Annotated in this window: 19 protein-coding genes; all 19 read right to left on the reverse strand. The window is 59.9% G+C overall.

Annotated elements, in window-relative coordinates; genetic code table 11:
• Positions 1-35: 35 nt before the first annotated feature.
• The 19 genes from C1711_RS07845 to rplE all read right to left on the reverse strand — a co-directional run bounded on the left by C1711_RS07845 (position 36) and on the right by rplE (position 12,650).
• Positions 36-2,444: an ATP-binding cassette domain-containing protein gene (locus tag C1711_RS07845; protein ID WP_234346204.1), complete on the reverse strand. Its 2,409-nt coding sequence runs from the start codon at positions 2,442-2,444 to the stop codon at positions 36-38.
• Positions 2,445-2,826: 382 nt separating this feature from the next.
• Positions 2,827-3,354, reverse strand: coding sequence for a 50S ribosomal protein L17 (gene rplQ, locus C1711_RS03250; protein WP_102337773.1), 528 nt, complete (start codon positions 3,352-3,354; stop codon positions 2,827-2,829).
• A 28-nt stretch (positions 3,355-3,382) separates the two neighbouring features.
• Entirely contained in the window at positions 3,383-4,324 is a 942-nt protein-coding gene (locus tag C1711_RS03255) for a DNA-directed RNA polymerase subunit alpha (RefSeq protein ID WP_102337774.1), read from the reverse strand.
• Positions 4,325-4,354: 30 nt separating this feature from the next.
• Positions 4,355-4,951, reverse strand: a complete 597-nt coding sequence (gene rpsD / locus C1711_RS03260) for a 30S ribosomal protein S4 (RefSeq protein ID WP_102337775.1) — start codon at positions 4,949-4,951, stop codon at positions 4,355-4,357.
• Positions 4,952-4,970: 19 nt separating this feature from the next.
• On the reverse strand, positions 4,971-5,378 hold the full coding sequence (rpsK, locus tag C1711_RS03265; RefSeq protein ID WP_102337776.1) for a 30S ribosomal protein S11: 408 nt from the start codon (positions 5,376-5,378) through the stop codon (positions 4,971-4,973).
• A 16-nt stretch (positions 5,379-5,394) separates the two neighbouring features.
• On the reverse strand, positions 5,395-5,769 hold the full coding sequence (gene rpsM / locus C1711_RS03270) for a 30S ribosomal protein S13 (protein ID WP_102337777.1): 375 nt from the start codon (positions 5,767-5,769) through the stop codon (positions 5,395-5,397).
• A 15-nt stretch (positions 5,770-5,784) separates the two neighbouring features.
• The gene (rpmJ, locus tag C1711_RS03275) at positions 5,785-5,898 is read right to left on the reverse strand and encodes a 50S ribosomal protein L36 (protein WP_006363204.1); all 114 of its coding nucleotides are present in this window, start codon (positions 5,896-5,898) and stop codon (positions 5,785-5,787) included.
• Between the two features lie 150 nt (positions 5,899-6,048).
• Positions 6,049-6,267, reverse strand: coding sequence for a translation initiation factor IF-1 (infA, locus tag C1711_RS03280; RefSeq protein ID WP_009141477.1), 219 nt, complete (start codon positions 6,265-6,267; stop codon positions 6,049-6,051).
• A 135-nt stretch (positions 6,268-6,402) separates the two neighbouring features.
• Entirely contained in the window at positions 6,403-7,191 is a 789-nt protein-coding gene (gene map / locus C1711_RS03285) for a type I methionyl aminopeptidase (protein WP_102337778.1), read from the reverse strand.
• Positions 7,188-7,814, reverse strand: coding sequence for an adenylate kinase (locus C1711_RS03290; RefSeq protein ID WP_102337779.1), 627 nt, complete (start codon positions 7,812-7,814; stop codon positions 7,188-7,190). The genes map and C1711_RS03290 overlap by 4 nt, the downstream gene beginning before the upstream one ends.
• Before the next feature lie 18 nt (positions 7,815-7,832).
• Positions 7,833-9,122, reverse strand: coding sequence for a preprotein translocase subunit SecY (gene secY / locus C1711_RS03295; RefSeq protein ID WP_102337780.1), 1,290 nt, complete (start codon positions 9,120-9,122; stop codon positions 7,833-7,835).
• A complete protein-coding gene (rplO, locus tag C1711_RS03300; protein WP_102337781.1) occupies positions 9,116-9,565 on the reverse strand; it encodes a 50S ribosomal protein L15 in 450 nt (149 codons plus the stop codon). Before rplO ends, secY begins: the two co-directional genes overlap by 7 nt.
• Before the next feature lie 2 nt (positions 9,566-9,567).
• Positions 9,568-9,747, reverse strand: coding sequence for a 50S ribosomal protein L30 (gene rpmD, locus C1711_RS03305; protein ID WP_102337782.1), 180 nt, complete (start codon positions 9,745-9,747; stop codon positions 9,568-9,570).
• A gap of 2 nt (positions 9,748-9,749) precedes the next feature.
• Complete coding sequence (gene rpsE / locus C1711_RS03310) at positions 9,750-10,280, reverse strand: 30S ribosomal protein S5 (protein ID WP_102337783.1); 531 nt, start codon at positions 10,278-10,280, stop codon at positions 9,750-9,752.
• Positions 10,281-10,291: 11 nt separating this feature from the next.
• Positions 10,292-10,654, reverse strand: a complete 363-nt coding sequence (gene rplR / locus C1711_RS03315; RefSeq protein WP_102337784.1) for a 50S ribosomal protein L18 — start codon at positions 10,652-10,654, stop codon at positions 10,292-10,294.
• A 69-nt stretch (positions 10,655-10,723) separates the two neighbouring features.
• Positions 10,724-11,260, reverse strand: a complete 537-nt coding sequence (gene rplF / locus C1711_RS03320; RefSeq protein WP_102337785.1) for a 50S ribosomal protein L6 — start codon at positions 11,258-11,260, stop codon at positions 10,724-10,726.
• Between the two features lie 33 nt (positions 11,261-11,293).
• Entirely contained in the window at positions 11,294-11,692 is a 399-nt protein-coding gene (gene rpsH / locus C1711_RS03325; RefSeq protein ID WP_102337786.1) for a 30S ribosomal protein S8, read from the reverse strand.
• A gap of 129 nt (positions 11,693-11,821) precedes the next feature.
• Positions 11,822-12,007 (reverse strand): type Z 30S ribosomal protein S14, encoded by a 186-nt coding sequence (locus C1711_RS03330; RefSeq protein WP_039910329.1) that lies wholly within the window; start codon positions 12,005-12,007, stop codon positions 11,822-11,824.
• A gap of 88 nt (positions 12,008-12,095) precedes the next feature.
• Positions 12,096-12,650, reverse strand: a complete 555-nt coding sequence (rplE, locus tag C1711_RS03335; RefSeq protein WP_102337787.1) for a 50S ribosomal protein L5 — start codon at positions 12,648-12,650, stop codon at positions 12,096-12,098.
• Positions 12,651-12,744 lie beyond the last annotated feature (94 nt).

Genomic DNA, 12,744 nt, shown 5'->3' on the forward strand with positions numbered 1-12,744 from the left:
GCATCCTCCTTGCAGCTCATACGCGCCACATCCTATCACGCGCGAACGTCGTCTTGCTGCGTCACCCCATGGTAATCTGCAGCGCCATAGCAGCGCGCCGCCATCGCGTCGCCCAAACGGTCGGCGCGGTAAAACAAACCGGCAACGAGCGGCATGAACACAGATCCCCATACGCGAATGCGATGAACCATACCGCCTTCGTCAAAGCGCGCCCCACGGGCGAGTTGGGCGGTTCGGATACGCGCGAGTTCATTTGCGACCAAAGGGATGCAGCGCAACGCGAGCGACAGAGCCAAACCGATGGACGAAACGGGAACGCCCAGGAGCGAAAGGGGCTTAAGCAGACGAACGCATGCATCGGAGAGCTGTGTCGCCGTTGTTGTAACGGCAACTGAAAGCGAGAAGCCCACGAGCAACACGATGCGCAACGCGGCGATCAGACCCCTCATACCTCCTGCAGGGTCAAGTCCCACAACGCCGATGATCGGTATTGCACCATGCCCATCGCATGAGACGAGATTTGCCATCACCGTAAGCGCAAGCACGATACACACCGGTCGCATGCCGCGCACAATGGTTAGAGGGCTCATGCGGGCAGCCGCAAGGCAAACCGCGAGCAAAGCAAACCAAACGACGATGTGCACCGGATCGAACAACACGAACAAACCGATCGCCACCGCCAGCAGCAAAGCTATCTTGATGCGGGCATCCGCACGAGACAGCAGTGCGTCGGGAGAATAGCCGTAAAAAGGCATATAAGGCGTTTTACGGCGGTTGGACTGCGTCTTCTGCGTATTGACGCCTTCGTTTGCATGCGGGGCCACAGAAGCCCGCTGAGCTTCTGTGGGTTCATAGGACCCATTTGCAACCGAAACTGCTGCACTTACGCTTGCGTCGAAGGGCATGGCAGGCGCGTCGAAAGGCCCATCCGCAACGGACGCTGTTGCACTTACGTCGTTGGCCGCCGCGCCGGCCTGGGGCATTGCACCGTCATACGTGCCAGTCGATTGAACGATGTTGGGTTCGCACTCCTCGAGCGTGCCATCATGCAGGCGAAGGATACGATGCGCCACGTTGGACCACTCGTCCACATCGTGGCTGATCACCATCACGGCTTTACCCTGGTCTGCCAACGCACACACCAGCTTGTGGGCAAACGCACGCCCCGCTCCGTCGAGACCGGCGCTCGGCTCATCGAGCACATATGCCGAAGCATCGAGCGTGAACATTGACGCAAGTGCGACGCGACGCGCCTGACCGCCCGAAAGCTCAAAGGGATAGCGGTCTAAAAGCGCAGGTGCAAGGCCGACTTGCCGAGCTGCGGCTTCCACGCGATGCGCCACTTCTTCCTCAGACACATCGAAGTTGCGCGGGGCATATGCCAACTCGTCATAGACGGTATCCAGGAAAAACTGCGACTCGGGATTTTGGAACGCACAGCCGAGCGCCCCCGGCTTTGCCTTTGCGCCGTTTACAAGCACCTCGCCCGATGAAGGTTCAAACAGGCCGGCAGCGAGGGCAGCGAGCGTCGATTTGCCAGCACCTGACGCGCCAACGAGCAGCACGATCTCCCCTGCACGCACCCCGAGATTCACATCGTGCAACACCGGGCGGTCGCCATAGCTGAACGCAACATCATACATGCGAAGAACAGCGGGGCCTTGGACATGAGCTCCCGCACCATACGTGCTCGCGGGGGTTTGAGCATGGTCTCCCGCACCATACGGAACCGCGGGGCCCTGGGCGTGAACGCCCGCACCATACGAAGGCTCCAATGTCCGTTTGTCCCGCACAACCTCATCCGGCGCACTATCCCCTAAGCCAAAGACACGGTCGGCCAGGGCGATTTCAAGCGGGTCATGTGTGATAAGCGCCACACCTATCTGCATGTCATGCGCAAGGCGAACGAACAAAGAGCGCATCGCCGCGCGTGCGGCGGGATCGAGTTGCGCCGTCGGTTCATCGAGCACCAGATACTTGGGCCGCATGGCAAGCACACCGGCAAGCGCCAAGCGCTGCTGTTCCCCACCGGAGAGCTCCGTGGTGACGCGTCGATCAAAGTCCGCAAGACCCGCCGTGGCAAGCGCCTCGGCAACGCGCTCGGCGACCTGCGATTCATCGAGCACCAGATTGCGCGGACCAAACGCCACCTCATCACATACCAGCGAGGAGACAATTTGATTGCTCGGATCCTGTTGAACATACCCGACAAGCTCTCTCACACACAAACGCTCCAGTTCACTGACAGAAGGATCGTGACCATCGACCGTCACGCTCCCTTTGTCAACAAGCTGAGCCGCGCACATCACACGCCCCAAGGTGGACTTTCCCGCTCCGTTTTCCCCAACAAGCGCCACAAGCTCACCGCGCTCGAGCTCCAGCGAACAACCTGAGAGAACCTCACGCCCGTCATAAGAAACTGCTATGTTCTCAACTCGAATCATTCTCACCTCCTCATGGGATGCTTCACGCAGGCCACTTCATGCAAGACGCTTCACCTACGCCACTACGCACAGGGCACTTCACGCAGGTCACTTCATGCAAGACGCTTCGCACAGGATGCTGTGCACGGGGCACTTCACGCAGGTCATTTCAACTTTGGGCTGTTTTTCCGGTTATGAGGGCCTGTAATGGGAGCCAAATGCCGAAAAACAGCCCTAGATTCACGCAACAGCGCGTAGATAGTAGATGTACAAGCGGATGAATTGGCATACGCCGTTTGCAAACAGCCCTAGGTTCGCACGAAAGCGCGTTGAAACCAAGACGCAAAAAGGGCGGCCCCCAAAGGAACCACCCTTTACATACATAAGATGCCCGTAGCAAATGCTACTCAGCGGTCTCCTCAGCCGGAGTCTCCTCGACGGGAGCCTCGGCGGCCTCCTCGACCACGGTCTCCTCGGCCTCAGCGGCAGTCTCCTCGACAGCCTCCTCAACCTTCTCGACCTTCTTGGCGGCCTTCACCGGGGTGGCCTTCTTGGCCTTGGGGGTGCAGGGCTCGGAGACGATCTCGATGATGACCATCTCAGCCGCGTCGCCCTTGCGGGGGCCGAGCTTCATGATGCGGGTGTAACCGCCGTTGCGGTCGGCCCACATGCCCTGAGCGGCCTTGTCGAAAATCTCTGCAACAAGGTTCTTGTCACCGAGAGCGGCGATGGCCAGACGGCGGGAATGCAGGTCGCCCTTCTTAGCCCAGGTAATGATGGGCTCGGCATAGCTGCGCAGCGCCTTGGCGCGGGTCTCAGTGGTCTTGATGCGGTCGTTCTCGAAGAGCGCCTTGGCAAGGCTCTTCTTCATGGCCTTGGTGTGGCTGGCGTCGGTGCCGAGCTTCAGGCCTTTCTTCTTGTTGTGACGCATGGTTCTAGAATCTCCTCTAATACCTGGGTTAAGCCTTGAGGCTCAGGCCCATGGACTCAAGCTTGTCCTTGACTTCCTCGATCGACTTCACGCCGAAGTTGCGGATGTTCAGAAGGTCGTTCTCAGAGAACTCGACCAGCTGACGCACCGAGTGAATGCTAGCGCGCTTCAGGCAGTTGTAGGAGCGGACGGAAAGGTCCAACTGCTCAATCTCCTTGTCGAGCTCAACATTGTCACTCGTCACCTCGGGGGCGAAGATGGAAACCTCTTCCTCCGCCTCGGGCTCATCAGCCAGGGTCATGAACGCAGCCATGTGCTGGTTGATGATGTTCGCAGCCTGGACCACAGCGTCACGCGGGGAAATCGCGCCGTTCGTCTCGATCTCAAGGACGAGTCGATCGTAGTCGGTGTGCTGACCAACGCGGCAAGCCTCGACCAGCTTGGCGCAACGCGCCACAGGCGAGAAGAGCGAGTCGACATGGATGATGCCGATCGGATCGTTGTCGCGCTTGTTCTGCTCGTAGGACACGTAACCGCGGCCATAACCGATGCGCATGCTCATGGTCAGGTGACCACCCTCGTTGAGGGTCGCGATGTGCTGCTCGGGGTTGACGAGCTCGAACTCGGACGGGATGAAGAAGTCTGCGCCGGTCACCTCGCAGGGACCGTCGACCGAAATGGTCGCGGTGCCCTCATCGGTGGTACCAAGCGTACGGAACACGAGGCCCTTCACATTGAGGACGATGTCGGTGACATCCTCCACCATGTTGGGAATCGTGGTGAACTCGTGCTGGGCGCCATCAATCTGGATGGCCTCGACGGCTGCACCCTCGAGTGAAGACAGCAGCACGCGGCGCAGGGAGTTGCCCAGCGTGTCGCCATAGCCACGCTCAAGCGGCTCGACGGACACACGCGCAGCGGTGTCGCTGATTTCCTCGACGTGAACCTGAGGCCTGATGAATTCTGACATGTAATAACCTCCAGCGGGGCGCGCGAACGATTACTTGGAGTAGAGCTCGACGATGAGCTGCTCGTTGATATCGCCGCTGATCTGCTCACGAGTCGGCAGGGAAATAACGTTACCGGAGAGCTTCTCGATGTCGACCTCGAGCCAGCCGGGGACCTCGAAACGCTCGGAGGAGATGAGGGCCTCCTTGATGGGGAGAAGATCGCGGAACTTCTCGCCAACAGCCACGACATCGCCGGGCTTCACGCGGTAGGACGGGATGTCGACGCGCTTGCCGTTCACGGTGAAGTGACCGTGACGGACGGTCTGACGAGCCTCCTTGCGGGTGCGGGCGAAACCAAGGCGGAAGACCACATTGTCGAGACGGGTCTCGAGGATGATCATGAGGTTCTCACCGGTAATGCCGTCCATACGGAGAGCATGCTCGTAGTAGTGGTGGAACTGCTTCTCAAGAACACCGTAGATGAACTTGACCTTCTGCTTCTCGCGCAGCTGCATGCCGTACTCGGATTCCTTGCGACGGCGCTTAGGCTGGCGGATAGATTCCTTCTTGCTGCTGTAACCCAACTCTGCGGGATCGATCCCAAGCTGGCGGCAGCGCTTAAGAACCGGAGTCCTGTCGATTGCCATAGTTAATCGATCCTTTCAGTTAGTTGCGGCGACGCTTCTTGGGGCGGCAGCCGTTGTGCGGGATGGGGGTCTTGTCCTGGATGCTGGTAACCTCAAGACCGGCAGCCTGGAGAGAGCGGATCGCGGTCTCGCGGCCCGAACCGGGGCCCTTCACGAGAACGGCGACCTTGTGCATGCCATGCTCCATGGCGGCCTTGGCGCAAGCTTCGGCGGCCATCTGAGCGGCGAACGGCGTGGACTTACGGGAGCCCTTGAAGCCCACCGTGCCAGCCGACTGCCAAGCGATGACATTGCCCGCAGGATCGGTGATGGAAACAATAGTGTTGTTGAACGTAGAACGGATGTGAGCCTGGCCCACGGAGATGTTCTTACGGTCGGCGCGCTTGATACGGGTGGTGGCGCCGCGCTTATTCTTTGCAGTAGCCATGATGCGTCAGTCTCCCTTATTTCTTCTTCTTAGCACCGATCTGACGCTTCGGACCCTTGCGGGTGCGAGCGTTGGTGTGGGTGCGCTGACCGCGAACAGGGAGGCCCTTGCGGTGACGGAGGCCGCGGTTGCAGCCAATGTCCATAAGGCGCTTGACGTTCTGGGTGCGCTCGCGACGGAGGTCACCCTCGACCATCATGCCGTTGTCGTTGATATAATCGCGGATCGCCGAGATCTGCTCCTCGGTGAGATCCTTGATGCGGGTACCATCAGCGATGTTGAGTTCTTTACACATCTTCGCTGCAGTAGTGCGACCGATGCCGTAGATGTAGGTCAGACCGATTTCCGCACGCTTCTCGTTCGGAAGGTCGACGCCGTTAATACGGGCCACGTGAATCTCCTCTCTTTAGCCCTGGCGCTGCTTATGGCGCGGGTTCTCGCAAATCACGAGCACCTTGCCATGGCGGCGGATGATCTTGCACTTATCGCACATCTTCTTGACGGAAGGGCGTACCTTCATCGTTCTTCCTTTCGGTAGTGCTCAAGCTACAAATGGAATGTTATCTACTCGCCCAGCCGCAGGCGTTAATCACTCAGGCTGGAAACGCACAAAAACGAACTGCGGGGCTGAGCATTCCCCCCAGTTCGAAAACATGCGTATGGGCTGCTGCTATTTATAGCGATAGGTAATGCGACCGCGCGTGAGGTCATACGGGGAAAGCTCCACCACGACCTTGTCGCCCGGCAGAATGCGGATGTAGTTCATGCGGATCTTGCCCGAAATGGAGCACAGAACCGAATGACCGTTCTCCAGCTCAACGCGGAACATTGCGTTGGGAAGCGGCTCAGTGACCGTACCCTCGAGCTCGATTGCATCTTCCTTCTTCACTGGCATCATCTTTCTCTAGAAACGACAGCAATAGTGCATGTTACAACATACAAAACACAGAGGAGCGATTTACTCAATCGCTCCATAACTTTGTCGGTTTCCCGATATTATTTTTACACGCAGTCCACGCGTTGGCTACATCATGCCGCCCTGAAGCTGACACCACGGGCCCTGCGCGTCCTGTGTGAGAATCACGGGACCGTCATTCGTGATGGCGATCGTGTTCTCGTAGTGCGCAGCGGCCAAACCGTCGTTGGTCGAGACGAGCCAACCGTCGGGACCGGTGTGCACGTGGTTGGTGCCAAGCGTGATCATGGGCTCGATGGCGATGACCATACCCGCCTGAAGCTTGACGCCGCGACCCTTCTTGCCGTAATTCGGGACATTGGGGTCTTCGTGCATGTTGCGGCCAACGCCATGACCGACGTAATCGCGCAGCACGCCGTAGCCGTTACCCTCGGCGAGCGACTGGATGGCAAAGCCGATGTCGCCCAGATGATTGCCGGGAACCGCCTGGGCGATACCGACCTTGAGGCAATCGAGCGTGCACTCGCACAGTGCCTTGACCTCGGGCGCAGGATTGCCCACGAAGAAGGTCCAGGCGTTGTCGCCCACCCAACCGTCGACGATAGCGCCGGTGTCGATGGAGATTACATCGCCGTCGCGCAGAATGATATCGGGGTTGGGGATGCCGTGCACAACTGCGTCGTTCAGAGAAGCGCAAATGGTGCCCGGGAATCCGCAATACCCCTTAAATGCAGGGGTGCCGCCATGCATGCGGATGATCTGCTCGGCAAGCTGGTCGAGCTCAAAAGTGGACACGCCAGGACGCACCATAGCACCAACGTGCCGGAGCGCCATCTTAGACAGCGCCCCGGCTTTCTTCATCTGCTCAATTTCGGCGGCAGACTTAATTTTGATCATAGACCGAGCTCATCCTTCACGTCGGCATAGACCACGTCGATGTCGCGATTGCCGTCGACGACCTTCAGGATGCCCTGGCCACGGTAGTACTCCACGAGCGGGCTCGTGTTCTTCTCGTACACGTCGAGGCGGTTCTTGATGGTCTCGGGCTTGTCGTCATCGCGCTGATACATCTCGCCGGAGCACTTAGGGCACACCTCGGTGTCGGGACCTGCGGTGTAACCGCAGTCACGGCAGGTGCGGCGAGAGGACAGACGGTCGATGATGACCTCTGCCGGCACGTCGACAAGCAGCGCACCGTCGAGTTCGCGGCCCATGGCCGAAAGCTCGGTGTCGAGGGTCACGGCCTGCGTGGTATTGCGCGGGAAGCCGTCGAGAATGAAGCCCTTCTGCGCGTCGTCGGCAGCAAGGCGCTCCTTCACGAGGTCGATCACGAGCTGGTCAGGGACGAGCTCGCCGGCGTCCATGTACTTCTTCGCGGCAATGCCGAGCTCAGACTGAGCCTTGACGGCGGCACGAAGCAGGTCACCGGTGGAAATGTGGGCAACGCCATAGTCGGCGACGAGGCGCTGGGCCTGCGTACCCTTACCGGCGCCCGGGGCGCCCAACAACACGATGTTCATATAAGACTCCTTTGCGCCTTACTTGAAGAAACCGTCGTAGTCGTACATTTTGAGCTGGCTTTCCACCTTGTCGATGGTGTCCAGGACAACGCCGACCATGATGAGCACGGAGGTGCCACCGAAGGCCTGGATAAGGGCATTGTTCGTGAAAGAGAACACGATGGAAGGCACGATCGCGATGAGTGCCAGGAACACGGCGCTCGGAAGCGTGATCTTGTTGAGTGCGTTCTTGATGTAGGCAGCGGTCTGCTTACCGGGACGCACGCCGGGGATAAAGCCACCCTGACGCTTGAGGTTCTCGGCAGTCTCGTCCGGGTTGAACACCATGGACGTATAGAAGTACGCGAAGAACACGATCAGGACGACATTGAGAATCCAGTTGATCCAACCGCTTGACAGAGCGCCGGCAAAAGTCTGCATCCAACCCACGTTGGGGAAGAACACGGCGAGCTGAGCCGGGAAGTACACCAGGGCACTCGCGAAGATGATGGGGATAACGCCCGCGGTGTTCACCTTGATCGGCAGGTAGGTGGACTGACCACCCATGATGCGACGACCGACCACGCGCTTGGCGTACTGCACCGGGATACGGCGCTGGCCGCGCTCGAGGTACACGATGAACGGGATAACGCAGAGAATCACCACGAAGATGACGGCAGTGACGACAAGTCCCGTGGCGCCGGACTCGATGGACTGGAAAATCGCCTGGGGCAGACCAGCCATGATGTTGGCGAAGATGATGAGACTCATGCCGTTGCCGATACCGCGCTGGGTGATGAGCTCGCCGATCCACATGATGAGCATGGCGCCCGCCACAAGCGTGCCCACGACCATGATGTCGAAGATGATCTCGGGCGTGCCCTCGATGCCGTTGAACTGGATACCGAAGCTCTTGAAGAGGAACAGGTAGCCAATGGAGTTCAGCAGCGCGAGACCGAGCGTAAGATAGCGGGAGTACTGGGTGATCTTGGTTTGACCAACCTCGCCCTCACGAGACAGCTCATGCAGGCTCGGGACAACGGTCTGGAGCATCTGCATGATGATGGAGCTCGTGATATACGGCATGATACCGAGCGAGAACACTGAGACGTAGGACAGTGCACCGCCCGAGAAAAGATTCAGCAGCGCCATCGCGCCGCTGGCGAAGGAATCGCCGGCAGATGCAAAAAGGGCCGACATCCCCTGGAAGGGGATGCCGGGCACCGGAACGTGCGCACCGATACGGTACACGACGAGCATCGCGATGGTGAAAAGAATCTTTCCGCGGAGTTCTTTGATGCGGAATGCGTTCTTCAGACCAGTTAGCACGGGAGCTCGACCTTTCCGCCAGCGGCCTCGATCTTGGCCTTCGCGGAAGCGGAAGCCTTGTCGACCTTGACCGTGAGCTTCTTAGTGATTTCGCCGTTGCCGAGCACCTTGACGGGCTCGAACTCAGACTTGGTGATGCCGGCGGCCTTGAGGGAGACGCCATCGACAACGGCGCCGTCCTCGAACTTGGCCTCGAGCGTGGAAACGTTCACAGCGGTGAACTCGATGCGACGAGGATTGCGGAAGCCGGGGAGCTTGGGCAGACGCATCGCGAGCGGGGTCTGACCGCCCTCGAAGCCGGCACCCTTGGTGCCGCCGGAGCGGGAACCCTGGCCATTCAGGCCACGGCCGGCATAGGTGCCGCCCTTACCGGAGTTACCGCGACCAACGCGCTTGCGGCTGTGGGTGGAACCCGGAGCCGGAGTAAGATCATGAAGCTGCATTGTTACTCCTCTACAATCTCAACGAGGTGCTTGACCTTGAAGATCATGCCGCGGACGCCCTCGTTGTCGGTGATCTCGCGCGTATCGTTGATACGGTGCAGACCAAGGGCACGCACGGTGCGACGCTGATCCTCCTTGCAGCCGTTGGTGCTGCGGACCTGCTTAATCTTGATGGTAGCCATGCCTAGTTCTCCTTCTTCCCGACGAACATCTGGGAAACGGTGAGACCGCGGCGCTCAGCGACATCCTCGGGGCTGGCGAGCTGCTGCAAGCCATCGGCAGCGGCCTTGATGATGTTCAGGCCGTTGTCGGAGCCAAGGGACTTGGAAAGGATGTTCTTGATGCCAGCGAGCTCGAAGAGCGGACGCACGGCACCGCCGGCGATAACACCGGTACCCTCGACTGCCGGACGCATAACGATATCCGCAGCGCCGAAGTGACCCATCACGTCGTGCGGGATGGTGCCCTCCTCGGTAACCGGCACGTGGAACATATGCTTCTTGGCGTCGATGGACGCCTTGGAGATGGCCAGGGGCACCTCAGCGGACTTGCCCATGCCCAGGCCAACGTTGCCCTTGCCGTCGCCCACGACCACGAGGGCCACGAGGCTCATGCGGCGACCGCCCTTGACGGTCTTGGCAACACGGTTGATGAAAACGACGCGCTCCTCGAACTCGGAGGCCTCGCGCTGCTGCTTCTGCTGATTACGAGCCATGCTCTTACCTCCTAGAATTCGAGACCGGCGGCGCGGGCACCGTCGGCGAGGGCCTTGACGCGACCATGGTAGATGCGGCCACCGCGGTCAAAGGAAACGGTCTTGATGCCGGCTTCGAGAGCGCGCTCGCCAATGAGCTTACCGACCTTCTCGGCGGCCTCCTTGTTACCGGTCTTGGTGCCCTTGAACTCGGCCTCGAGCGTGGAGGCGGAGACGAGGGTGTGACCCTTGAGGTCGTCGACGATCATGGCGTAGATGTTGGCGTTGGAACGGACTACGCGCAGACGCGGACGCTCGGGGGTGCCGAAGATCTTACCGCGGACACGGCGCTGACGACGCTTGAGGCCGGCGCGCTTTGCCTGTTGCTTGTTCATGTGAAAACTCCTTTTATGAGTCCTGCCAGCACCTGACGGGGTGCTGGTCTTACGACGTGGAAACGCCTACTACTTGGCGGCCTTACCCAGCTTGCGACGGATGTGCTCGCCCAGGTAGTGGATACCCTTGCCCTTGTAAGGCTCAGGCGGACGCTTGCCACGGATCTCGGCGGCAACCTGGCCGACCTGCTGCTTGTCGATGCCCTTCACGTGGATGTGCGTGTTGTCGGGGCACTCGAACGTGATGCCCTCGGGGGCCTCGTACAGCACCGGGTGGGAATAGCCGAGGGAGAGGTCGAGCGTGTTGCCCTTGAGGGCGACACGGTAACCAACGCCCGCGAGCTCGAGGACCTTGGTGTAGCCCTCGGACACGCCGGTGACCATGTTCTGGATCAGGGCGCGGGTGAGGCCGTGACGGGCACGGGTCTCACGCTCGTCGTCGGGGCGGGAGACGGTCAGCACGCCGTCGGCAACCTCGATGGTGAGCTTCTCATAAAAATCAGCCTCAAGAGTACCCTTGGGGCCCTTAACGGCAACGTGCGTGCCGTCGACTGTCACTTCGACTCCGGCGGGAATCTGGACAGGCTTCTTACCGATACGAGACACGGTGTTCTCCTTTCCTTCTACTCGCCGAACGAATTACCAAACGAGAGCGATGACCTCGCCGCCGATGCCCTTGTTGCGAGCATCGCGGTCGGCCATAACGCCCTGGCTGGTGGAAACGATGGCAGTGCCCAGACCACCGCGGACGCGGGGAAGGTCCTTGCAACCGGCGTACTTGCGCAGACCCGGCTTGGAGTAGCGCTTGATGCCGTTGATGACCTTGGTCTTCTTGGGGCCGTACTTAAGGGTGATGTGCAGAGTCTTGGCGGGAGTGGTGTCCTCGACGGTGTAACCCTCGATGTAGCCCTCCTCGCAAAGGACGCGAGCGATCTCGACGAGCTTCTTGCTGCTCGGCATCGAGACCTCGGCCTTGTTCGCAGCATTGCCGTTGCGGATGCGCGTAAGCATGTCTGCGATCGGGTCAGTGAGATTCATGCGGATTCTCCTTCGTTCTTGATGAGTCCGTGCCTACGGTACTCCCCTGCCCATAACAGGGAAGCCTATAAGACACGTCTTCCTTGCGCGCCAACTGAGCGTGTGCCCAGGGCGCACGCTGGCAGTGACTTACCAGCTGGCCTTCTTGATGCCGGGAAGCTCGCCCTTGAGTGCAAGCTCACGGAAGCAGACACGGCACAGGCCGAACTTGCGGTACACAGAGTGCGGACGGCCGCAGCGCTGGCAGCGCGTGTACTCGCGGGTCGAGAACTTCTGCTTGCGATTGCACTTGACGATCATCGATGTCTTAGCCACTTATTTCCTCCTCACATGGCATATTTGAGCTCCGGGAAGGCGACGCGTGATCTGCGCGCGCCGCCCTTGTTCCCCGGGGCGCAGGTTACTACTTCTTGAACGGGAAGCCGAAGGCGTCGAGAAGGGCCTTAGCCTCTTCGTCGGTCTTCGCGGTGGTGACGATGGTGATGTCCATACCACGGGTGTGGTCGACGGAGTCGAAGTCGACCTCGGGGAAGATGAGCTGCTCGGTCACGCCCATGGAGAAGTTGCCACGGCCGTCGAAGCTCTTGGGGGAGATGCCGCGGAAGTCGCGGATACGGGGGATCGCGACGGCGGTCAGACGGTCGAAGAACTCCCACATGCGGTCGCCGCGCAGGGTGACCTTGGCACCGATGGGCATACCGGCACGCAGCTTGAAGGAAGCGATGGACTTGCGGGCGCGGGTCACCATGGGCTGCTGACCGGTGATGGTGCGCAGGTCGCGCACGGCACCGTCGATGGCCTTGGAATCAGTGGCGGCCTCGCCGACGCCCATGTTCACGACGATCTTCTCCATCTTGGGGATCATCATGACGTTGGGGTAGTTGAACTTGTCCTGGAGGGCCTGCTTGACCTCTTCGTTGTACTTGGTCTTCAGACGCGGGACGTACTTCTCAGCCATGTTTAACTCCTTTGGGGTTTTAAGCACGGGGTTGGCCTCGTGAACGAACCTAGCACCTGACCTTGCCCTTCAATCATCGGTCGCCGCACACAAG

This window comes from Collinsella provencensis, assembly GCF_900199705.1.
Lineage (GTDB): Bacteria > Actinomycetota > Coriobacteriia > Coriobacteriales > Coriobacteriaceae > Collinsella > Collinsella provencensis.